Source organism: Sphingobacterium sp. InxBP1, assembly GCF_026191775.1.
Taxonomy (GTDB): Bacteria; Bacteroidota; Bacteroidia; order Sphingobacteriales; family Sphingobacteriaceae; genus Sphingobacterium; species Sphingobacterium thalpophilum.
Map to the genome: position 1 here is coordinate 37,919 of NZ_JAINDX010000038.1, position 24,106 is coordinate 62,024.

Here is a 24,106-nt window from a genome sequence, read left to right on the forward strand (position 1 = left end):
ATGATACTGTAAGAAGACCTATAGAATCGTAAAAAAGGTGGAGTCCAACGGTTGGACTCCACCTTTTTTTACGACTTAAATTCTTTGAGAAATTTCTGAAGTTTCGGTGCGATTACTACCGAACAGAACGGATTTTCGGGGTGGTCGTTAAAATAATTATGGTGATAGTCTTCAGCCAGCCAGAAGGTAGAAGCCGGTTCCACTGCCGTTACAATAGGATCATCGTATACTCCCTCGTTCTCTAGCTCGTCAATGAAATTTTTGGCCAGTATTTCCTGTTCTTCATTATGATAGAATACCACCGAACGGTACTGCGTCCCTACGTCATTGCCCTGACGGTTTAACGTCGTCGGATTATGTGTCCTGAAAAAAATTTTCAGCAGATCCTCGTAATTGACTAGATCTTCATCGTATTCGAGTTCAACAACTTCAACATGGTCTGTTGTGCCGGTACAAACCTGTTCGTAAGTCGGGTTGTCCACATGTCCCCCCATATATCCCGGCAATACCGATGTGACTCCTTCGGTATGCTGGAAAATCACTTCAGTACACCAGAAACATCCGCCTCCAAATGTTGCTTTCATATTTTATTAGTATTGAGTAATGAGTATTGCGACAAATTTATGCAAAGATATCCAAACTTCGATTATCCTCTGTTTTTATGATGTTGCGATCAATCGTCCGGGCTGATTATTTATAATAATGTTTGCCTTTAATCAGCAAGTCCTGCTGTTTACCATCGCATACGGCATAAGAGAATCCCTGTTGCAAGGCATAGGCACCATATTCCCCTTTTTTATTGATCGCCAGAAATCCTACCTGTATTTCTTTGGCTATGGCGGGCTTCTTCTTGACAATACGCATGACGGCTTCTTTGCAGGCATCTTCAGGCGAATACCCCTGACGCATCAACTCCACCACGAGAAAACTGCCCACATTGCGAATGACCTCCTCTCCCACTCCAGTAGATGTCGCTCCCCCAACTTCATTATCTACATAGAGCCCTGCACCAATAATCGGACTATCGCCCACCCGACCATGCATTTTAAATGCCATACCACTTGTTGTACAAGCTCCAGCGATATTTCCATTAGCATCCAGGGCTAGCATACCGATGGTGTCGTGATTATATTGGTTGCCCGGCAGCCGTTCGGCAGCGAATGACTTGTTCTCGATATTGACGACTGGTTTGTATTTTTTTTCTTTCAGCCATTCCTTCCAGGCTCTTTCTCCTTCAGGGGTCAAAAGATTCTCTTTTTCAAAACCGTTTTCCAAGGCAAACTGCAAAGCTCCGTCGCCTACCAGCATCACATGAGGTGTTTTTTCCATCACCAGCCGGGCGACCGATATCGGGTGCCCGATGTTCTCCAGGCCTGCCACAGCACCACAATTACCGTCCGCGTCCATAATGCAGGCATCCAAAGTCACATGTCCATCCCGATCCGGATAACCGCCTTTGCCAACGGTCATATTCTTTAAGTCGGCTTCCGGTACACGAACGCCCTGCTCGACCGCATCAAGCGCTTTCCCTCCTTTTGACAGTACTTCCCAGGCAGCTTTGTTGGCAGCTATTCCAAAGTCCCAGGTGGATATAACGATCGGATAATTTTTCAACTTACGTTCCGTAGCGACTGTTATCCCCTTTGCATCAAACGCCTGCAGGGCACCCATAGCCGTGGCAGCGAAAAGCCCCTGCTTTATAAAATTACGTCTCGAATTCATATCTACGTTATTATTACTTATTTATATTTTTTAGCAAGCTTGACCTATAAGCTTGCCCAGCATTGCCGCATCGTACCCTGATCACAACAGCACCCGGATGCATCGCGTATGCTACGGTACGGATAGGACAATCCACAGCGGATAGACAATAATACAAAATGGTTTTAGCAAATAGACAAATTAATTAAAATTAGACCTAAAAATTCGTTTTTTAGCAACCTCACAACCAAATCACTTAAAAATCGACAATTAACATTGATTTATATTATGAATTAATCTATCTTTAGGAACAAACTAATCAGCATGAGAAACACACTAAAATTCGCGATTTTAGCATGTGCAAGCCTTATCGGCGCGAGTCATGGCCATGCACAGCAAGTAGATTCGACAACTTATTTCAAAATCAAAGAGCTGCAAGAAAACGTAAAACGTGAATTTGCCCCCGACCGCCGAACAAAAATTGTCGCTATTCAACACGCAGATATTCGGCAAAATCAGTATATCTTGGAGACCACAGAAAAGGATGCCCAATTTGTCCTTGAGCAAAAAGCGAAAGACATACCTGCTCATATCCAGGTCAAATTGTTACCAGATGCCAGTGTCGAGGGCAAAACGGTAGGTGTGATCCGGCTTTCGGTGGCCAATATGCGAACTTTTCCGGACAATGCCGCCGAGCTGACGAGTCAGGTCTTACTCGGTACCCAGGTGGATCTCTTACAGAAAAAAAGTGGCGAGTACCGTGTCCGCACGCCTGACGGCTACATTGCTTGGGTACCAAGCTCATCGATCGCTGCCATGGACGAAACAGAAATCGCAAGCTGGAGACAGGCAGAGAAAGTCATTTATACAACAGAGTTTGGCCGGTCATACTCCGAACCCAATGAAAAGAGTCAGCGAGTATCTGATCTGGTATATGGCGATATATTAAAGCTTACTGGACAAAAAGGCAATTTTTATGAGGTTGCTTACCCTGACGGCCGCAAGGGATATATCCGGAAATCAGAAAGCCTGACCTTAAAGAGCTGGCTGGATTCCCGTAATCCGACGGCGGAAAATATCATTGCCAGTGCCAAGTCCATGCTTGGCCTACCCTATCTGTGGGGTGGCACTTCAGTCAAAGGCGTCGATTGTAGCGGGTTTACCAAAACCAGCTTCTTTATGAACGGTTTTGTGATTCCCCGGGATGCCTCACAACAGGTCCTGGCTGGCCAGCAGATCGATATTCTCGATAGTGAAGGGCATTTCGACCCGGAAAAAGCACTTAAAAACCTTAAACCGGCAGACTTACTTTTCTTTGCAGCAGGTAAAAACAGTAATCCCGATGCGCGTGTGACTCACGTTGCGTTGTATATTGGCAACGGTACCTTCATCCACGCAGCCGGATTGGTCCGCATCAACAGCATGTTAAAAGACGCTCCGGACTATGACGACTTCCAGACGCGCACCGTTGTGGCAGCCCGCCGTTACCTGGGCGTACAGGACAGTGCCATTCAAAAAATCGCCGAAAGCAATTATTACACTAAGAAATAAATGATGATGAGCAATCAATCTGAATGGATCAGCAAGGACTTCGGTGCCTTCAAGTTAAGGTTTCGCCCATACACGCTCAGTTTGCGGCATGTATTTACCGTTGCTTCCTATAGCCGGAGCACCACGCCTGTCGTTCTGACGGAGCTCGAATATGACGGTATTATCGGTTACGGTGAAGCGAGCATGCCTCCTTATCTTGGCGAATCTCAGGAAAGTGTGATCTCCTTTTTAAACCAGATCGACCTTTCGGCATTTGGTTCGCCTTTTCAAACGGAAGAAATCCTCCATTACGTCGACCGGGTGGCGGCGAAGAATACTGCCGCGAAAGCAGCTATTGACATTGCTTTGCACGATGTGCTCGGCAAGATTATGGGGCAGCCTTTTTATAAAATATGGGGATTGAACCCAGAGCTGATCCCCCCCACCTCCTACACCATCGGCATCGACAGCGAAGACATGATCCGTAAAAAGGTGGCTGAAGCGGACCAATTTAAAATTCTGAAAGTAAAATTAGGCCTCGATACGGACAAGATGATTATCGATACGATCCGCCAGGTGACCGACCGGCCACTCTGTGCCGATGTCAACCAAGGCTGGAAAACACGGGAGGAAGCTCTTGAAATGGCACAGTGGCTCGCCGAACGGAATGTCGTGTTTTTAGAGCAGCCGATGCCGAAAGAACAAATCGATGACAACGCCTGGCTTACCGAACACAGTCCCATACCGACCATTGCAGACGAGGGATGCCAGCGGCTGATGGATGTACCGGGATTAAAAGGGGTGTATAGTGGCATAAATATCAAATTGATGAAATGTACCGGCATGCGGGAAGCAAAACGCATGGCTGAACTGGCCCGTTCCCTCGATATGAAGGTAATGATCGGCTGCATGACGGAAACCTCCTGTGCCATCAGCGCCGCAGCGCAGCTTGCTCCATTGACGGATTGGGCGGATCTGGACGGAGCATTACTGATTGACAATGACATCTATAACGGTATGAGCGTGGTCGACGGCCGGTGTATTCTGGCGGATCGGCCCGGAATTGGAATTGTAAGAAGATAACCTTAAATTCAGTACAATATTTATCTTAAATAAAATATTGTACTGAGTTGTTTACAACGCTCTTAGCAGCCTGTAAGCTACCAATATTAACAAACTAAATTAATCACTCCATACAACTAAGGAATGTCCCAGAGAAGCCCAGCAGTGAGGTAGATCTAGCGGATATTCTGTATGGCCTTTAAAGACAATAATTCTTATGAAACAACACGTGCTCACAACGTTGTGCCTCTTAGCCTGTGGCTCCCTGCAGTCTTTACATGCACAACAGATTCAGCTTGCTGGTAAAATAGTAGACAGCAATGGCAATCCGGTCAGCGGAGTGACCGTCAATGTCAAGGGCTCCAGCCAAGGGACATCCACCAACGAAAAGGGCTTATTCACCCTGCATGCCGCGGCAAACGCAACATTGACAATCTCCGCCGTTGGCTACCAGACGCAGGACGTTCAGGTCAATGGCCGCAACACCATTAGTATCACGCTCGTCGGCGGCGAACAGGCACTGGACGAGGTGATGGTAGTTGCTTATGGTACAGCCAGGAAAAGCACCTATACCGGATCGGCAGCACAAGTGAAGGCTGATGCCATTGACAAACAACCCGTTACTTCTTTTGAAAAAGCGTTGACGGGCAGAGTAGCGGGATTGCAGATGTCAAACGGGTCTGGACAAGCTGGGGCAACTTCGGCCATTCGCATTCGAGGAATTGGCTCAATGAATGCTTCCAATGAGCCCTTATACGTCATCGATGGTGTTCCTGTCGTATCGGGAAGTGTAGGCCAAATGGGAGACTTTATCGTGAATACCAACAATGTCATGAGCACGTTAAATCCCAGTGACATTGAGTCCATCTCTGTCTTGAAAGATGCAGCAGCGTCCTCTTTATACGGTTCCAGAGCTGCAAATGGTGTCATCATCATCACAACCAAAAGAGGAAAAAACGGCGACCCGAAGATCAACGTCAAGTCTTCTATTGGGATCAGTCCATCTTGGGCAACAAAAAACAACGAACCTGCCTCCGTTCAGGATCAGATTAATTTACTTTATAGCATATTATATGATTCCAGAATAGCCGCTGGGCAAAGTCCTGAGCAAGCCAATAAAAATACGCTCTACCGGCTGAATTCTTTGGAATGGAACCCCAATTCGGCGAATTATGGTAAACCAACCTCATCTTATGGATTTGGTATACACGGATACCAATTTAGTACTGACGGCACGTCCCAATGGGAAAATGTACATATTTCAGGAAAAACCGACGGTATAGAAAACCGTGACGGGAAATACTACAATTGGGATAAAGCCTTATTTCGAACGGGAATTTTCAATAGTAATGACATCGCTGTAAGTGGGGCCACTGAAAAGACGAATTATTATGCATCCTTAGGCTATACACAGGATAAAAGTCGGGCCATCGAAAACAATTATGACCGTATTAATGGACGGGTCAACCTCACCCAAAAGATAGGAAAATATTTAGAATTCGGTTCCAATATCAATTACGCTAAAACCAAACTGGAAGGTTTCAACGATACCCGAAATACCGGAACGAACTACCTATACCAATCACGCAACCTGCTTTGGCAACTCTATTGGCCTACAGATTATAAGACAGGACAGGAGTATACTGCCCGTTATGGTAGCCTAGCCTATAACCCGTTATATTATAATAAGGAATGGGAGAACAGTTCAAAGACTAGCAAACTATCGGCCATAGAATCACTAACGTTAAAACTACTGCCGGAACTCACCTTAAAGACTATTTTCTCCTATGATAATACCGATGTGAAAGATCATATCTACTATAGCGCAAAACATTATAATGGGACAGCTGACAATGGTCGTGTCTCCGAGATTTCAACAACGATAGAGAAATTAGTTTCTTCGACGACAGCAACCTACAATAAGCAATTTGGCTCACATCATGTGAACCTACTAGCTGGATTTGAAGCGGAGAAAAACACCACGGATTTTATTCGTGCGACAGGGAAAGATCTTCCCTCTTCATCACTCCATACCGTAGCTACGGCAGGTATCCTCGACGCCTCAGCCTATTCATGGGGCAATAATATGATGTCCATACTATCGAGAGCCGAATACAATTATGATGAACGATATTTCGCTTCTGCATCCTTCCGCCGTGACGGGTCTTCCAGATTGGCTCCAGGCCCGCGCTGGGGTAACTTCTGGTCGGTTGCGGCCTCATGGAATATCGCAAAGGAATCTTTTGTCAAAGATATCGAACAAGTTGACAATTTAAGATTGCGTGGTTCGTATGGTATCAACGGAACCTTACCTACCCAGCTTTACTCCTGGAGAAATTTGACCAGTTACTCCAACAAATACATGACCCAGCCGGGTGGAGGACTGAATAATATCGGGAACCCTGATCTAGCCTGGGAAGAGAACTATTCGACAAACCTAGCTCTTGAGTTTGGCTTATTCCAAAACAAAGTTTTCGGTACTGTCGAATACTTTAATAGGGATTCAAAAAACCTACTTCAAGATGTGCCCATATCATCAGTCACGGGTTTTGGTTCCATCCTCAGAAACGTAGGCGAAATGAACAACAGGGGAATAGAAATTGAACTTGGATCGGATATCCTCAAAAATGAAAACTGGAAATGGACATTAAGTGCCAACGCGGCATTTATTTCATCAAAAATAAACAAGCTGTATGGTGGACAGGATATTGTTTGGTATGATCCAACAGGATCCGACAATCGTGCAAGGTTTGTTTACCGTGAAGGCGAGTCTTCATTATCTTTTTTTGGACTTGAATGGGCGGGAACAGATCAGACTAATGGTAGGAATGTGTGGTACACCAATGACAATACTGCAGGTGATTTTATGTTTAACGGTAAGGCCGCTACTTATGACTATAAAAAAGCACAGCAAACCATCATTGGCAGTGCTAATCCAAAGTTATATGGTGGTATAAACTCGGACATCGATTACCAAAACTTTTCCCTGGGTCTGAATTTTGCCTACAAAATTGGCGGCAAACTCTATGATGCCACATCCAAAGATGTTGCCGATGATGGCTACTACTGGGAACGGATCCATGCCGAATATTTTGCTGACAATACCTGGTCGCCAACAAATATGGACGGCTCCTATCCAATGGTGACCGGACGGGATCTCGAGGATGTCAACCAAATCAGCAGCCGGCATTTATTTAACGCATCTTACCTCAGATTAAAGAACATATCGTTAAGCTATAGGCTACCAAATGCGATATTGAAAAGAGCTGGTATTTCAAACGCCCGCCTTTATTTTAATGGAAGCAATCTGCTTACGTTCTCCAAATATAAGTACATGGATCCGGAGGTTAACCAATTTGGAACGCGCGGCTGGGAAACCCCGCTGGCAAAAACCTATACCTTTGGGATCGAATTTAGTTTTTAATGGATAAATAATAACAATATGAAAAAGCTTTTTATTGCTTCATGCATCTCTATATCGCTTGCAGTAAGCTCCTGCAGCAATTTCCTGGACGTGTCGCCTACAAATATGGCTGACTCCAATACCGCCATACAAACTGCTGCAGATGCGAAAGTAGTTATGAACGGATTAATGAGTAAAATGGCGGACGTGGCTTATTATGGGCGCAACTTTCCGCTTTATGCTGACGCCAAAGGTGGTGACTTTACGATAGCGTCTCAAGGAAGGGGTTATGATTACCTATACGTCTTCAATCATTCGGCATCATCTAATCCTTATTCGGGCATCTGGTCTCAAGGCTTCCATACGATGGTTCAAATCAACAATCTTCTCGAGAATATAGAAAAACTCATATCTGCTGGTTCTACCGAAGCCTTCGACACGTATAAAGGACAGGCTCTCACAGCCAGAGCCCTGATCAACTTTGATCTTGTACGCTTATATGGTAAGCCTTACAATATGGATAAATCCGCATGGGGTATCCCTAATGTTACCAAAGTACTTGAGTACAATGCACAAGAAAAAAGGGTTAGTGTCGAACAAAATTACAGCCAGATACTTCAGGACCTTAAGGCCGCGGAGTCCTTATTACCCAAAACCAAATCAAATGGTTATTTCAACTACTTTGCAAATAAAGCGCTTCAAGCTCGAGTATATCTCTATATGAATGATTATGACAATGCGCTCAAAGCCGCTCAGGAGGTGATCGATTCGAAAGTATATACGCTGTACAGTAATGCGGATTGGGTGAAATCCTGGACAACTATGTTTGGCACAGAATCCATTTTGGAACTGGGAATCTATCCAAATGAAGCAGATGCAGGGACAAGCTCTCTTGGCGCCCTTTTCCGTAGAAAAGAACATGGAAGTAAAGCGATATTAGGTAACTTTATTGCCGCGGATCCATTTTTGGCGAAACTTAAACAAGACGAAACGGATGTTAGGTGGGGGATTATGGCTTACGACGAAGTCGGCACATCCCATCTTGGAGCGGTCTACAAATATAGTGGAAGTACTACTCTAGCAGGTGACAAAAACTCCACTTCCAATAGTACAGCGGTAAATATTAAAGTTATCCGTCTATCCGAAGTTTACCTTATCGCAGCCGAAGCAGCATTATTAAAAGCGTCAGCTGACAAAAGTCTCGCGGCGAGTTACTTAAATGCCATTCGCCAACGATCTCCAAAATTGAATCCCGCTAATTCCTCTAACATTACTTTGGATATGATTGCGGACGAACGAAGTAAGGAATTGTTAGGTGAAGGACATCGATTCTTCGATATGATGCGTTGGAACAAGACCATCAGCTTTGACGATAACTTGGGTAATATAAGTACAACCAACAGGCCGAAAACTATTGACCGTACATTCTTCAAAACTATTCTTCCCATTTCATTGGATGAAATGAACGCCAACCCGGCCATTGCAGATCAACAAAATCCGGGTTATTAATTGCAATTTATCCCCTAAAATACAGCTTTTAGGGGATAAATTAAATCTTACATCGCCCGCCCTTTATAGTTTGTATCCCCAATATTTTTTAGATCAATCAAGTCACCATTGATGACTCCATATTGTACGTTATCTCGGCTCCCGAGAAAAAAATCTGCGTTCATCCCCACATGCAAGTTGTCGCTGACTTTAAAAGTATCGCTCGACAGCAAACGGAGGGGTAAGGGATGAAACAGAGTTTCCTGAGACTGATCCGAGATCATTACTGCTGCGTAACCTGTTTTAAGCAATGATCTTACAAGTGGCAAGTTAAGCTCGTCGAGCAAAAATCGTCGCTCCGTATATACCTTTGCCGGAATAAATTGCAAGCCCCTCACATCTACATCCGTGTAACCATAGAAGTCCTGTAAATCACCAATGTCTTCAATGATGCCATCCACATAATAATCAGTTCCTACTGTCTTCTCGGTTTGGCGGATTGCAACATCTACCTGCATGGTTTTACCATTGCGCACGATCTCCAGATTCCGGATCAGTACGTCATGTAGCTTTTCGTCGTTGAAGGGAATGGCGGCATAATCCGCGATATCATAACGCGTATAGGTTGCTGCCGCAATTTCCTGGAACGCGTGTAAGAGCGCTACAAAATTACATCTGCGTACGGTCAACTTCTCCGGATCACCAGCATAAGCTCCCGATTCGATCAGGATGGTGCGTGCACCCCACTTTTGAAAATTATCGCCAAAACCGCGCGGGGTATGCGCATCGTCATATCTGGCGACAGCTCCCGGTATAAGCTCCTGCAAGAGCCTATTGATCCCCACAATAACACGCATGGCATCTCCCCGCACCGTATTGATGCTGCGTTCGTAATCGTAGGCAGGAGCCAATAGGGAAATTGTCACTGGAGTGCCTGTACCGGGGATATTATAATAGTTGTTCTGATTGTGAAGGTTAAAAGCAAAATCAGGTCTGAGAGTCATCGCCTGTTCCTTTAGCAGCGCCGCTTCCACTGTCGCTGTCGCACGTGCATCTCTGTTCATGTCGACATCCATCGCTGTTCTGCGCTGAAAGCGTTCAGCCCCGTCAGGATTGAGCATGGGAATGCAATACAGCGTCAATTTCGAAGCTAGCTCTTCCCGCCAGCTGTCGAAACCATCCCCTTCACCCTCAAAAAAATTAAAGAGGTCGAAAAGAGCCATTGTCGCTGTAGGTTCGTCGCCGTGCATCTGTGACCATAGGAGCACTTTGATAGGCCCTTCGCCATATTTCAGCCGAAAAATAGCACGGTCTTCCACCGAACATCCAATCTCATCCACCGTCCACCGTTTGCCCGCAGCATGCTTTTTCACCAAGGGCAGGATATCCCGATGCTTAAATCTCCTATGTGTCAACGCCTTTTCTTCGTGTAAAGAAAAGGCGTTGATAAAATCTTCTTTTGTCAATATCATTGTTCATCTGTTAACGCTGGATCCAATACAGTGATGGTACCCAGACGTGCATCCATACGGACTTTAACCCCTACCGGCAAAATAAATTGCTCGGCAATATGTCCGATCATCGCACCTGCATACGCCGGGATACGCAAGGGTACAATATAATCATGAAAGAGCTGATCCAATGTCACCGAACCATAACCACCCGAAGGTTTGCAGTTGGTACATTTTCCGAAAATAAACCCCTTGATTGCCCCTAGTATCCCTGCATTTTTCAGCTGGCAGAACATCCGGTCCATACGTTCCATATCTTCATCCACTTCCTCCATAAAAAGGATTTTATCCTTAAAATCGGGCAAATAGGGTGAACCGCATAGCCCTGTCAATACGGTCATGTTACCGCCCAATAATACAGCGTCTACCGTCCCCGGATAGATAGTGGTAATTCGGTCCTTGGTCTGTACGATATTTTCACCTTTTGATTTTGGATTCTCAAATATCGCGGGATTATTGGCAACGAACTGTGCCCTGAACGCTTCTGCGAGCTTGTTCGTCCAGGTACTGATTCCCACGGCACCATGAAAACTCACGAGTCCCGTTTTTGCATATAAAGCGAGGATCAGCGCCGTGATGTCAGAATAGCCAAGTAAGATCTTTGGATTGCGGGCAATCATGCCATAGTCTAGCCGGTCAAGCAGTCTCGATGTACCAGATCCACCACGGATACAGACAATAGCTTTAACGCTTTTATCGCCAAACATCGCATGCATATCCGCAATACGCTCTTCATCGGTACCCGCTAGGTTGCCATAACGGCTCCGGATATGTTTGCCCTCCTTCACATTAAAGCCCAGCGCCTCGAAGATTTCGCGCGCGATGCTGATCGATTCTTCATCGTCCAGTGCGCCCGCAGGTGTGATTAAACCAACGGTATCGCCCAAATGCAGCTTTCTGGCCAGCAGAGCCGCATGACTGCCAAGCTGGTTTCTGGCCTGAGCCCCATTCCCCACTCCCAAAACTGGAATAGACAAAGCGCCCAAGGCCAGGGACTTTATAAAGGCTCTTTTTTCCATGGATGAATAATCTATCGGTTAAATAATAAACGCTCCCCTGCCCCTTTCTCGATGATCTTTCCATGGGAAAAGGCAAGCTTACCCGACACGATGGTATGCTCGATCGTCGAACTGAATGTATGTCCCTCAAATGGAGACCAGCCACATTTGGACAGTATATTGGATTTTGACACGGTATAAGATTTATTTAGGTCTACCAGGACGAGGTCTGCCCAGTAGCCCTCCCGAATATATCCGCGGTCTTCGATCTGAAACAATGTCGCTGTGTTATGGGCTGATTTTTGAACGAGCTGTTCTAAAGTCATTTTGCCGGCTTTAACCATATCCAGTAGCGCCTGTAATGCATGCTGAACCAAAGGACCGCCGCTAGGGGCTGAAGCATACGCCTGCGTTTTTTCGGCAATGGTATGTGGTGCGTGATCCGTGGCGATCACATCGATATGACCATCGAGCAATGCCTTAAGGATCTGGTCACGGTCATGAGCTGTTTTTACAGCAGGATTCCATTTGATAAAATTTCCTTTTGACGCGTAATCCTGATCCGAAAACCAAAGGTGATGAATACAAGCTTCGGCTGTAATTTTTTTATCCTTTAGCGGAATATCGTTTCTGAACAGCTCAATTTCTTTCGCCGTCGAGATATGGAGGATATGCAATCGTGTCTGATGCTTCCTGGCGAGTGCAACCGCTTTGGAAGAGGACAGGTAACAGGCTTCTTCGGAGCGGATCAGCGGGTGCATTTCGATTGCCAGGCCATCCTCACCATACTTTTCTTTGAAGAGAGCAAGGTTTGCCTTGATCGTTGCTTCGTCCTCACAGTGAGTGGCAATTAAAGTGGGGGCATTTGCGAATATACCTTCCAGGGCCTTCTCATTGTCGACCAGCATATTTCCTGTGGAGGAACCCATAAATACTTTGATACCACAGACGGTCCTGGGATCAGTCTTCAAGACCTCTTCGAGGTTATCGTTGGCCGCTCCCATAAAAAATGAATAGTTGGCCAGGGCATTTTTTGCCGCGATATCATATTTATCCTGCAGGAGGTGCTGGGTCAATGTGTTGGGTACTGTATTCGGCATTTCCATAAATGAGGTTGTACCGCCCGCCACAGCAGCACGGCTCTCGTGCCAAATGTCGGCTTTGTGCGTCAATCCCGGCTCACGGAAATGGACCTGATCATCAATTAAGCCTGGAAAGAGATGTAGCCCTTCAGCATTAATTTCTTGATCTGCAGGATGGTTAATCTCTTGCGCAATCATTTCAATCCGGCCATTGCTGATGTAAACGTCCGCTGCCTCAACTTTGCCTTCATTGACAAGCTGCGCGGATTTTATAAGAATAGATGACATGTTAATCTTTTTTACTTTGCTATATACACCAAAAGTAAAGATTTGCACTGTTCTTAACAAGTGCGTTGTGAATCTCTGCTGTGGTGATACTGAATACAAGCGCGGGAGTCATCAAGCGATAACATGGTCGTGCGTTCTGATGAACAGGAGCTGGGGGTATGCAAAAAAAGAGGCTTTAGCCTCTTTTGTTATTCTTTATCAAACTTATATCCGACCCCCTTTACTGTAGTGACATAATCATCGCCTATTTTTTCGCGGAGTTTTCGGATATGCACATCAATAGTCCGATTGGTGACGACCACCGAATCTTCCCAGATACTCTTTAAGATCTGTTCACGGGTAAAAACCTTGTTCGGTTTGGATGCCAGCAAATAGAGCAGTTCAAACTCTTTCTTGGCAAGTACAATCTTTTGTTCCCCTTTGTAGACTAGGAAGGAGTCCCGATCAATGACCAGATCTGCTATTTCAATTTTGTCCTGTGCAGCAGCATCCGATTCTTCCGATGCATTTCGTCTCAGAATTGCATTGATACGACTCATCAAAGCCCTTGGTTTAATCGGTTTGGCGATATAATCATCGGCTCCCACATGGAAACCGGCAATTTCAGAATATTCTTCGCTTCTTGCAGTTAAAAACACCATAAAGGTACTTTTAAACTCAGGCATCGCACGCATAATGCGACAAGCTTCGATACCATCCATCTTGGGCATCATTACGTCCAGGATGATTAGATCCGGGTTCACTTGTTTGGCAACTTGTATTGCCTCTTCCCCATTTTGCGCTGTGGAGACCTGATATCCTTCCCGGTTTAAATTAAATGCAATTAAATCCAGAATATCCTTCTCGTCGTCAACAATTAAAATCTTTTGTTTCGAAGAACTCATTTGTCTTATTTTTTTTGCTAAAATATAAACAAAATGATAATAATTAGTTAATCTAATGTTACCAAATTATTAAGTAATATTTCAATTAACAATAACATATAGATTACTTAATTGTTTTCTCCAAAAATGCAGCGAGCTCTTCTCCACGGAGATTTTTAGCGATAATAACACCGTTGGGATCCAGGATATAGGAAGTAGGCAAAGCTTTCACGCGAAATTCTACGACAACAGGCGAGCTCCAGGCCTTCAGATCAGATACATGTGTCCAATTCAGCTTATCATCTGCAATAGCCCGCATCCATGATCCCGGGTTGTCATCGAAAGACACCGAAAGGATATCAAAACCTTTGTTATGATAGGTATTATATAGCTTGACGAGGTTAGGATTTTCCTGACGGCAAGGCATACACCATGAGGCCCAGAAATCTACCAACGTATATTTGCCTTTGTAGCTCGATAACCTGACCTCCTTGTTAGATGGGGTAAACGATACCAGTTCAGGCGCCGGCTGCCCAATGGCCATCTTTTTTAGCTTCTGTGTTTCTTCTTTAAACTGGCTGACATACCTGTTTTCAGTAAACTGATCTTTAATCTTGTCGGCATACGCTATGATTTCTGCTTCAGCGACCTCAGGGTCCAAGGTCGAAATGGCATAAAACCCAGCAAGATCGTTGTGCTTATTGGAGAACTCCACGGCTTTTGCCGTATACGCCCGCAGTTCATCCGCGAATTTGGCTTTATATGCTGCGCGCAACTTTTCAATTTCATCGGCAGTTGAATTGGCCGTTAACTTGGAAAAGACGGTTTGAAGCGAATCCTGAATATAGTCACGACGATTCCGCTCTTTGGCAAATGGCTGTATTGTCTTGGACAGTTCGGACCCTTCGATATGATAGTCGTTGACATCTTTGTGCAAATCTGCCTGAAACGAAATGGTTTCGCCCGGAGTGGCGATCAGATCATAGCGATTTTTGCCAACACGCAGCGAGAGCAGCCTTGACTGGCTCGCCGGACGAACAAACTGGAACTTATTATTGTCGCCAAAAAACATCGAATCCAGCTTGTTATCTCCTTCATACAAGGAGATAACTTTGATATTGCCTGGATTTTCTATCTTTCCTTCGATGGTGAACTGTTCCTTATTCTGGCAACTAAACATTAATCCTACTACACCAAGTGCTAAATAAATTGCCTTTTTCATCTATTCTTCCTTTTTATATAAACTCTTTTGCCCGTTCGATGGCTATCTTCAGCCCTGCAGCATGTTTACCGCCTGCTGTAGCGTAAAACGGCTGGCCACCGCCTCCACCTTGAATATCTTTGGCTAGATCGCGGACGATATGACCTGCATTCAGTCCTTTCTCTTTTGCGAGCTCATCTGAAATCACAACGGTCAGGCTGGGCTTACCATCAAATTCAGCGCCGATCACCAAAAATAGATTGTCAACACCGCCTTTTATAGCATAAGCCAGAGTTTTAACGGCTTCAGCATTCGGCAGATCAACGATTGTTGCCAAGAAATTGATATCCCCCACCTGCTGAATCTTAGCTTCAAGATCAGATTTTAGCGCAAGTGATTTTTCTGTGATGCTCTTCTCTATTTCTTTTTTCAAGGCACCATTTTCATCGAGGACTTTTCCCAGTGCAGCCACAAAATCCTTCGGATTATTCAGTAGTTCTTTGAGATGCTGCACCAGTTCGAAATGTTCACGGATCACCGCCGCCGATTTTGTCCCTGTGATGGCTTCAATACGACGTACGCCGGCGGCCACAGCAGATTCTCCGACAATTTTAAAAAACCCGATCTGCCCTGTAGCTTTGACATGAGTACCACCGCAGAGCTCCTTCGAAAACCGGTCATCGAAGGTAATAACGCGGACAAAGTCACCGTATTTCTCACCGAACAACGCCGTCACGCCCGAGTCCAAAGCTTGCTGATAAGGGACATTACGTTCCTCTTTCAAGGGGATATTTTCACGGATCCTGGCATTCACGATATCTTCCACCTGCTTGATTTCCTCATCAGTCATCTTGGCAAAATGGGATATATCAAAACGAAGTATATCGGCGTTGACCAGCGATCCTTTTTGATTCACATGGCTACCAAGCACCTGTTTTAATGCCGCATGCAGCAAGTGTGTCGCCGAATGGTTATTCTCTGTATCCAGGCGTTTGTTTTTATCTACCTGAGCCACAAAGGTACCCTTTAGTTCGAGTGGAAGTTTATTCGCGAAATGGACAAATAAGCCATTTTCCTTTTTGGTATCGGTGATATAAATCTTCTCGCCCGTCTCTTCGGAAACCAGCTCGCCGGAATCTCCCACCTGTCCACCTCCTTCCGCATAGAATGGACTTACCGACAACACCAGCTGGTACTGCTCTTTGTTTTTGATGACCACCTTACGATATTTTACGATTTCGGTGGTTGCTGTCAATGTATCGTATCCGACGAATTCAAAGCCCTCATCCTCATTCACGACTACCCAATCACCGGTATCAATAGCTGTCGCAGCCCGTGAGCGATCTTTCTGGATCTGAAGGGCCTTATTGAAACCGTCCATGTCGACCAAAAGTCCCTTTTCACGGGCCAGTAACTCGGTGAGATCGATGGGAAAACCATACGTATCATAAAGTTCGAAGGCAAAGTCGCCGTCAATTACATCGTGATCTTCGACGTAATTCTCAAAGCGCTGTACGCCAGTAGACAAGGTACGTAAAAAGGATACCTCTTCTTCGAGAATGACTTTTTGTACAAAATCCTGTTGCTGGATCAATTCGTCGAATACGCCTGCAAACTGCGCTGCCAATACCGGAACTAGCTCATGAATAAAAGGATTTTTAAATCCTAGAAATGTATAGGCATAACGTACGGCACGACGCAAAATACGTCGAATGACATAGCCCGCTTTATTATTGGAAGGTAATTGTCCATCGGCGATAGCAAAGCTAACCGCACGGATATGGTCCGATACGACGCGCATTGCGATATCTGTCTTCTCATCATCACCATATTTCACTCCGGCCTTTTGGGAAATAAATTCTATGGTCGGTGTAAAAACGTCTGTATCGTAGTTGGAAGTCTTGCCCTGAATGCATCTGACCAAACGCTCAAATCCCATTCCCGTGTCGACATGTTTTGCTGGCAAACTCTGCAGCGATCCATCTTTTAGACGATTAAACTGCATAAACACGAGGTTCCAGATTTCTATCACCTGAGGATGATCCGCATTGACCAAACTTTGTCCGGACACAGCGGCGCGCTCAGATTCACTCCGCATATCGAAGTGGATTTCCGAACACGGACCACAAGGACCGGTCTCTCCCATTTCCCAGAAATTGTCTTTTTTATTGCCAAGCAAGATACGGTCTTCGGCAATCCATTGCTTCCAGAAATCAAAAGCTTCCCTATCGCGCTCCAAACCCTCAGTCGCATCGCCTTCAAAAATGGTTACATATAAGCGGTCTTTATCCAACTTATACACCTCAGTAAGCAACTCCCAAGCCCAGGCAATAGCCTCTTTTTTAAAATAATCACCAAAGCTCCAATTGCCCAACATTTCAAACAGGGTATGATGGTAGGTATCGATCCCCACTTCTTCTAAATCATTGTGCTTGCCAGAGACCCGCAAACAGCGCTGTGTGTCGGCAACACGGGGAAATTTAATTGGAGCTTCCCCAAGAAACAGATCCTTAAATTGGTTCATCCCTGCATTGGTAAACATCAATGTGGGGTCGTTTTTTACAACTACTGGTGCTGAAGGTACTATTTGATGACCTTTGCTTTTAAAAAAGTCCAAAAAGGCTTGACGAATTTCTCTACTTGTCATTTAATCTATCTAAAAATATGTGCAAACTTACTCAAAATTGGTAGGTTATGCAATGTGGAATTCCAGATATTGACGTGCATATGGCGATTTTGATCCGTCTTGGAGTCTAGGCTGGCTGACTTTTCAAACGAAAAAATCAGGATAAAAAAAACAGTATGGCAGACCTGTCAGCATAAGTGTATGACAGAAATCACAGATACTGATTAAATACAACATTTTATAGCTATAATTTTCTGCAGATCTTTGCCCCCAGATAGTTAGATTGAACACGCAAAACAATAAAAACAATTTGACTTATTGCCACTGACTATTGCATTTGTTTTATTACATTTGATAGTATATAGGAGCAGGAAACATAATTTCCGCAAACACAGTTCCTGAACGATGGAAAAAATTAAAGTAAGATATTGTAGCTAAAATTCCTTCCAATGAAAAAAAACATTCTACTACCGGTAGATTTTTCGGCTCACTCCAACAATGCAGTTGACTATGCTGTAGACCTGGCGGTTCAAAAGAGTTATGCCATCCATCTCTACCATAATTATACTTCTGCATCCGCGGTCTTTGAGGAGGAAACCAGTCCCAATGGAAAGCAAACTTCAACATTTAAAGCCGACGTATTGATCAACAATCTTGCTGGCCGTATTCGATCTGCACACCCCGAGCTCACCGTAACTACGCAATGTGAGCGTGGCATGATTACCGAAACACTGCCTGAACTGGCCACGCCTGCAAACTTTGATTTTGTCGTCATGGGCACCAAAGGTATCACCAACGATGACAGCCAGCTGATCGGAAGTACAACTTACGTAATCAGCAAAAAAGCGAAAATACCTGTATTAGCGATTCCTTCAGAAGCAACATTCGTACCTATCGATAAAGTCGGGCTGCTGTCCAACTTCAAAGAAGAAGAGGTACAAACCGTACAGGATTTTGTCAACATTATTGGAAAAGATTTCGAACTCAAACTGTTGCACGTACACTATGATCATTCGTCTGAAAACCGGATTGAGGAAAAGTTGGAAGTGTGGAAATACAAAATCAAAAAATATATCGGGGTAACCAATATTGCGATAGAGGTGGACTCCATACAAGGTGATGTTGAAGATCTGGATACAGTTCCGGAAGTAATCAATGAGATGGTTCATGAAGAACAGATCAAGATATTGCTGGTAACACGCTCCAGAAAATCATTTTTTGAACGTCTGTTTACCAGATCGGTGGCAAAAGCGCTTTTTAGTCACCCCTTAGTTCCAATATTTTTCACCAAAGCATAATACGCCAAAGCTATGTCAAAATTATTAATCCCCGTAGATTTTTCTGAGAATGCACGAGTCGCTGCAGCCTATGCTGCCCAGATCGCTCAAGAAACGGATGATGAAATCACCCTGTTGCATTCGTTCACATCGCACGTCAATAAATTTGCAAATGCGAAGCATTTAGTGGATCCTACCGAGGAAGAAGCACATGCCAAGATGCGGGACCTCGTAGCTGAACTGCTACAAAAATATCCGTCGATTAAAATTTCTACCCTATTTGCAAACGGAATTTTATCCGAATCTCTGGAGAAACAAGAGATAAAAGATACCTTCAAGACGGTAATTATGGGTACAAAAGGAGCCACTGGACTGGAATCCGTATTGATTGGAAGCAACACCTACGACGTCATCAAAGAGTCCAAAATTCCGGTTTTGGCCGTCCCAAAAAATGCAGTAAAATTAAGAAAAGACAATGTTGCATTATTAACAAATTTTAAACCCGGTGAACTGGAAGTGCTGAAACAAGCCATCCCTTTATATGGCAAAGATTTTCATTTACAACTCATCCATATCAACAAAAACGAACTGGATATCAATATTTTAGATAAAAAATTAAAAAATTGGATCGAACAGATTATCGAAGAGACCGGCATTGAAGACATCTCATACATTGTCAAATCACCAAGCTATTTTGCCGGCTCCAGGGAGAACATTGCAAACGGGATCCATACGATCATACGCGATGAAAATATAGACGTTATTCTGATTACGAAAAGTAGAAAATCTTTTTTCCAAAACATTTTTACTGAAAACATTGTTAAGCACATGGCTTTTGAAATTGAGGTACCCAACTTTTTTGGTCGAGTGGATTGACCAAATAATTTTTGGCAAATTTATTGCAAGAGCATTCAATGAGTTAAATTAACAAGCGTTTTATAGTAGAAAATTTTACAAAACAACATTATGAAAATTAGCCTTAAAAAATCAGGATTACTTGTAGCAGCAGGAATCATCTCTACTGCAGCCTTTGCACAAAGTACAAAAGTGGGCTCTATCGAGGGTACGACTCCTCTTGGATCGGCAACGCAGTATAGAACCTGGTCAATCGGTGTGGGCGCGGGAGTAACAAGCTTGCAAAATATTGCGAAGTTAAATAATGGAGGTTATGATAAGCTGGACTGGAACTTAGGCTACAGTGCTTATATCAAGAAACAAATCTCCCCTTCCTTCGGTTTGAAAGCAACTTATTTTGGAGGAAAGACATCCGGTTACACTGCAGATGACAAACAAGCAGGCTTCGAAACCAAAACACCTTGGTCTGTGGCTCTTTCTGGAGAATTTTTGGCGGCCAATACCAACTGGAGATTCTTCAATAGCTTCATTAAGCCCTACGCATCTATTGGTGTCGGTGTAATGAATGCCGAAACTGCTGGAATTACTGGTGGAAACAGAGGCGAATATGGTGATTCGTACTCAAAAATCTATGTACCAGCGGATTTCGGTTTTAAATTTGCCGTTGCCAAAGGTATTAACTTTGAACTGGGTTATCAGCTGAACTGGGTGAACCAACGCTTCGACAATATGGCTAATCCAGCTGCCGGACCTAAAATTGACAAAAATGACTTATTCACTTATGCACACGCAGGTTTAGAGTTTGCCTTGGGTAGTGGAAGCAAGCCCGCATTGAATAATTCAAACCCTGTGGCAACACTTGTCAACGATTACACGCTGAAATATGACGATCTAAAAGCGCAGAACGATGCTTTAAACGCAAAAAACCAAGCATTGCAAAGTCAACTGGATGGTCTTAACAATGAGTTGAAAGACGATGACGGCGATGGTGTTGCCAATAAATATGACAAATGTCCGGGCACACCTTCAGGCGTACAGGTTGACGGTTCTGGTTGTCCGATCGTCGTGAAAAACGAAACTAAAGTGGTTGAAAAAGTTGTGGTCACTGAAGCCGACAAGAAAGTTGTTGCTGATGCGATCAAAAACTTAGAGTTCGATTTAGGTAAAGCAACGATCCGCCCTACTTCTTACGCAACATTGAATAAAGTTGCTGAATTGCTGATCGAGAAAAACTTTAGCTTAAAATTGGCAGGTCACACAGACAATACGGGTTCACGTGAACTGAACATGCGTTTATCGAAAGAGCGTGCCGAATCTGTGAAAGCATATCTGGTGTCTCAAGGTGCCAACGCATCACGCATCGAAGCTACTGGATACGGTCCTGATCAGCCAATCGCATCGAACAAGAATGCTGCTGGCCGTCAACAAAACCGTCGCGTAGAGTTTACGCTTTATTAATCGATATTATTCGATATATACAGTCTGAAAAAGGCATTACCTGACGGTGATGCCTTTTCATTTACTTAGCCCTACCCTATCCTGTTTTAATCTAGTGTAACATTGTTTAAAAAAATAACACATTTGAACAACAAAAAGATAATACGCGGTATAAATACATAATTTGTACTTTTATATAGGTCAAATTCAAAGGAAAATGCATTGCTCAACAAAGGTCTTTTTTGCTTTTTTCGTATTATCCCTCTGCTCTTGTCAAGAAGACCCTCCATTAAAAGAGCCCGGTTCAAATGAAGCCATTAATCAATGGACAATGGATCAAATGCGTCATTACTATTATTGGCAAGATAAAATTAAGCCGAAGCCTGATTACCAGCAGGAACCTTATATTTTTTTCAACAGCATTTTATTTCAAGCGGACCATTTTTCGAGCATACTACAAACGCTCAACAGTGATACATACGGCAACACCCTTGTGAATACCTTCGGTTTTGATATGGTACAACTACAAACTGCAACCGGAACCATTCAACTGGTCACTCAAGTCGTTCCATTCAGCGATGCAGATTTGATGGGCCTCAGGCGGGGTGACAGCCTAACACACCTGAACAGTTGGCCGATGAACAACAGCAACATGCGAGCTTTATTAAAAGAATCCTTGCATTTACCGAAGCTACAGCTGACCCGAATGGATGGTAAATCATTCAGTTTACCTTCTTCCTATATCTCACAACCGGTAGTCTACAGCGCGAAAATTATAGCTGCTGCACCAAAGGTGGGCTATATCTTTTTAAGCCAATTGGATTTTAGTGGCGCTTACTCGTTATTGGAAACTATTCGAGATTTCAAAGCCAGGAATATCGACGAGCTAATCGTTGATCTACGGTATAACCCCGGGGGTCAAGTTGCCTTCGCTTCATTCTGTGCCCTGCTTTTTGCTGACATTCGTGAAGATGCTATCTTTGCAAAATATCGTGGTAACAAAAATCTAAAAAATCGGGAAGATAGCTTTACAACTGCTTTACAGAGGCAGCCAGAAGGCTACTCCTTCGTCGCCAAAGAACTACTTAAGCAAGGACTACAACTCAAACGGCTATACGTCCTGACCGGTCCTAATACGGCTTCCGCTGCCGAGATGCTTATTAACGGCCTTCGGCCATATATAGACATCGTTCAAATAGGCGATAAAACCTATGGCAAAGATATGGCCTCCATCACTATTTCCTCGCCCGAACAGGTTCATGGCACACAGCGGACATGGCATTTGATGCCGATGGTATATAAGATCTATAATACAGCGGACCAGGGCGACTACAATAATGGAATAGCGCCACCGAAGGTAACCAATGAGTTTGCTCATTTGCCTTTACTTCCTTTAGGGGATACACAGGATCCTTTGATTCAGGAAGTCTTGCAAACAGTGAGTTTTAAGGCTCCCCAGTCAAAAAGTACGATAGATATACCAGAAAAAACTACGCTCCTCCCAAAACATCTTGCCAGCAGTTATCAGATAACACCTATTGAAATAAGTGTAGACTAAAAGTCTCAGATAAGGTTATTCAACGGGCGCAGGAATTTAATGAATTCACGACCATACGCATGTCCGCTATAGATTGTCCGGACTTGACCAATTTCCTTATGGAACGTGCCAATATCCGCGAACGGATCATTTTTTCTTTCATTTCATAGTCGCGCACCGTCGCTTCTAGCAGGTTTAAAGTTTCCAGGTATTGACGATATAGATCATCTAGTGCAGCAACTTCCTCTTGCAGCACACCGAGTACGGATGGATCGATATCGTGTTTAACTTCCCCCTGAATTTTCAGGGAGACAGTCAGTAGTTCACGATGTTTTAACCCATTGATTCCTTTCATAACGATTTTAGTTTGTCATTAAAGATTGTGCCTTATAAATTCCGGCTATTTTGTGCCCTTAATCAGCAACAGGGTTTATTTCTTCAACCAGACATTGTCCAAGCTATATCCCACCCCTTCTATTGTGGTCATGCCATCAAAGTCAAAGTATACATCAGGATCTTTCTGAGGGAGATAGACAATACCGATATCAACGGTAAAATAGAAAAACAAAAAGACATTCTGGCCGTTTAGAAGTACCGGTTTAAGATCTTTATCCAGAACCTGTGCCTTAAAAAAAGTAGTTGAAGATGTCTGTTTTGGTAATTTGATAAATTCCCCAGGAATGTCCTCTCCCACTATTCCTGTAGTCAACAGGGGGTTCTGATCGTAGCTGACCAGATCCATTCCCCAAGCTTCGTCAAACACTAATTTACCTTTGTAAATAGCTAGTCGAATCGGTGAAGCCGGTGCAATGGTCTTGTTGTAATTCAGTATTTTTATCTGAATAGTATCCTGAATAATTTGCACATCATCACCTAGGGGATTTTCCCCTACAACTAAAGCCGGGTCCATAGGGCTTTTTTCATGTAAACCAAAGGTATTCAAGCCTGTTTTAATAAGAAGACGTTGTTTTAAAACAGGTTTGTCTTTGCTATTATAGGCAACAACAAGTGACGAGTCGGCGTCTTTATTTCGTATAAAGACGAAGGTGCTGTTGTCATAGTTAGCGATCTTTCCATCTACGGTTATCCTTTTTATATCTGGGGATGTAGAACCGTAGGATTTAAAAGAAATACGCGCCAACTCTGCTGCTTCCAGAACCGGTTCTCCTTTTTGACAGGAACATAATGTAGTAGCCATCAAAACAGTAAGCAAGAAAGTAAATAAATTTTTAAGCATAGTAAATTCA

The 24,106-nt window shown here is 44.0% G+C and carries 18 protein-coding genes; 8 read left to right on the top strand and 10 right to left on the bottom strand.

The window, feature by feature from the left end:
• Positions 1 to 68: 68 nt before the first annotated feature.
• Positions 69 to 584: a peptide-methionine (S)-S-oxide reductase MsrA gene (gene msrA / locus K7A41_RS02080; protein ID WP_265712391.1), complete on the bottom strand. Its 516-nt coding sequence runs from the start codon at positions 582 to 584 to the stop codon at positions 69 to 71.
• A 106-nt stretch (positions 585 to 690) separates the two neighbouring features.
• The gene (locus K7A41_RS02085) at positions 691 to 1,671 is read right to left on the bottom strand and encodes a N(4)-(beta-N-acetylglucosaminyl)-L-asparaginase (RefSeq protein ID WP_416221943.1); all 981 of its coding nucleotides are present in this window, start codon (positions 1,669 to 1,671) and stop codon (positions 691 to 693) included.
• A gap of 354 nt (positions 1,672 to 2,025) precedes the next feature.
• On the opposite strand from K7A41_RS02085, the gene K7A41_RS02090 reads away from it, so the two are divergent.
• From K7A41_RS02090 to K7A41_RS02105, 4 genes are all read left to right on the top strand, one after another.
• Positions 2,026 to 3,252 carry an NlpC/P60 family protein gene (locus tag K7A41_RS02090; protein WP_265712393.1) on the top strand — a complete coding sequence of 409 codons (1,227 nt, stop codon included), beginning with the start codon at positions 2,026 to 2,028 and terminating at the stop codon, positions 3,250 to 3,252.
• Positions 3,253 to 4,314: a dipeptide epimerase gene (locus tag K7A41_RS02095; RefSeq protein ID WP_265712394.1), complete on the top strand. Its 1,062-nt coding sequence runs from the start codon at positions 3,253 to 3,255 to the stop codon at positions 4,312 to 4,314.
• A 196-nt stretch (positions 4,315 to 4,510) separates the two neighbouring features.
• On the top strand, positions 4,511 to 7,717 hold the full coding sequence (locus K7A41_RS02100) for a SusC/RagA family TonB-linked outer membrane protein (RefSeq protein WP_265712395.1): 3,207 nt from the start codon (positions 4,511 to 4,513) through the stop codon (positions 7,715 to 7,717).
• A gap of 18 nt (positions 7,718 to 7,735) precedes the next feature.
• Positions 7,736 to 9,205, top strand: coding sequence for a RagB/SusD family nutrient uptake outer membrane protein (locus K7A41_RS02105; protein WP_265712396.1), 1,470 nt, complete (start codon positions 7,736 to 7,738; stop codon positions 9,203 to 9,205).
• Positions 9,206 to 9,252: 47 nt separating this feature from the next.
• On the opposite strand, the gene K7A41_RS02110 is transcribed toward K7A41_RS02105, so the two are convergent.
• From K7A41_RS02110 to alaS, 6 genes are all read right to left on the bottom strand, one after another.
• A complete protein-coding gene (locus tag K7A41_RS02110) occupies positions 9,253 to 10,656 on the bottom strand; it encodes a M14 family zinc carboxypeptidase (RefSeq protein ID WP_265712397.1) in 1,404 nt (467 codons plus the stop codon).
• On the bottom strand, positions 10,653 to 11,714 hold the full coding sequence (locus K7A41_RS02115) for a S66 peptidase family protein (protein WP_265712398.1): 1,062 nt from the start codon (positions 11,712 to 11,714) through the stop codon (positions 10,653 to 10,655). Before K7A41_RS02115 ends, K7A41_RS02110 begins: the two co-directional genes overlap by 4 nt.
• 11 nt (positions 11,715 to 11,725) lie before the next feature.
• Positions 11,726 to 13,063 carry a dihydroorotase gene (locus tag K7A41_RS02120; protein ID WP_265712399.1) on the bottom strand — a complete coding sequence of 446 codons (1,338 nt, stop codon included), beginning with the start codon at positions 13,061 to 13,063 and terminating at the stop codon, positions 11,726 to 11,728.
• A gap of 188 nt (positions 13,064 to 13,251) precedes the next feature.
• A complete protein-coding gene (locus K7A41_RS02125) occupies positions 13,252 to 13,947 on the bottom strand; it encodes a response regulator transcription factor (RefSeq protein ID WP_028069852.1) in 696 nt (231 codons plus the stop codon).
• 103 nt (positions 13,948 to 14,050) lie between these two features.
• Positions 14,051 to 15,148 (bottom strand): TlpA disulfide reductase family protein, encoded by a 1,098-nt coding sequence (locus K7A41_RS02130; protein WP_265712400.1) that lies wholly within the window; start codon positions 15,146 to 15,148, stop codon positions 14,051 to 14,053.
• Between the two features lie 13 nt (positions 15,149 to 15,161).
• Positions 15,162 to 17,774: an alanine--tRNA ligase gene (gene alaS / locus K7A41_RS02135; RefSeq protein WP_265712401.1), complete on the bottom strand. Its 2,613-nt coding sequence runs from the start codon at positions 17,772 to 17,774 to the stop codon at positions 15,162 to 15,164.
• Positions 17,775 to 18,202: 428 nt separating this feature from the next.
• On the opposite strand from alaS, the gene K7A41_RS02140 reads away from it, so the two are divergent.
• From K7A41_RS02140 to K7A41_RS02155, 4 genes are all read left to right on the top strand, one after another.
• Complete coding sequence (locus tag K7A41_RS02140; protein ID WP_265712402.1) at positions 18,203 to 19,051, top strand: universal stress protein; 849 nt, start codon at positions 18,203 to 18,205, stop codon at positions 19,049 to 19,051.
• Positions 19,052 to 19,063: 12 nt separating this feature from the next.
• Complete coding sequence (locus K7A41_RS02145; protein WP_265712403.1) at positions 19,064 to 19,906, top strand: universal stress protein; 843 nt, start codon at positions 19,064 to 19,066, stop codon at positions 19,904 to 19,906.
• A gap of 90 nt (positions 19,907 to 19,996) precedes the next feature.
• On the top strand, positions 19,997 to 21,343 hold the full coding sequence (locus K7A41_RS02150) for an OmpA family protein (protein ID WP_265712404.1): 1,347 nt from the start codon (positions 19,997 to 19,999) through the stop codon (positions 21,341 to 21,343).
• A gap of 196 nt (positions 21,344 to 21,539) precedes the next feature.
• Positions 21,540 to 22,880 (top strand): S41 family peptidase, encoded by a 1,341-nt coding sequence (locus K7A41_RS02155; RefSeq protein ID WP_265712405.1) that lies wholly within the window; start codon positions 21,540 to 21,542, stop codon positions 22,878 to 22,880.
• 19 nt (positions 22,881 to 22,899) lie between these two features.
• Here the strand turns inward: K7A41_RS02155 and K7A41_RS02160 are convergent, their stop codons facing one another.
• Both K7A41_RS02160 and K7A41_RS02165 read right to left on the bottom strand, forming a co-directional pair.
• Positions 22,900 to 23,214 (bottom strand): hypothetical protein, encoded by a 315-nt coding sequence (locus K7A41_RS02160; protein ID WP_265712406.1) that lies wholly within the window; start codon positions 23,212 to 23,214, stop codon positions 22,900 to 22,902.
• Between the two features lie 75 nt (positions 23,215 to 23,289).
• Entirely contained in the window at positions 23,290 to 24,096 is an 807-nt protein-coding gene (locus K7A41_RS02165) for a hypothetical protein (RefSeq protein ID WP_265712407.1), read from the bottom strand.
• Positions 24,097 to 24,106: the final 10 nt, after the last annotated feature.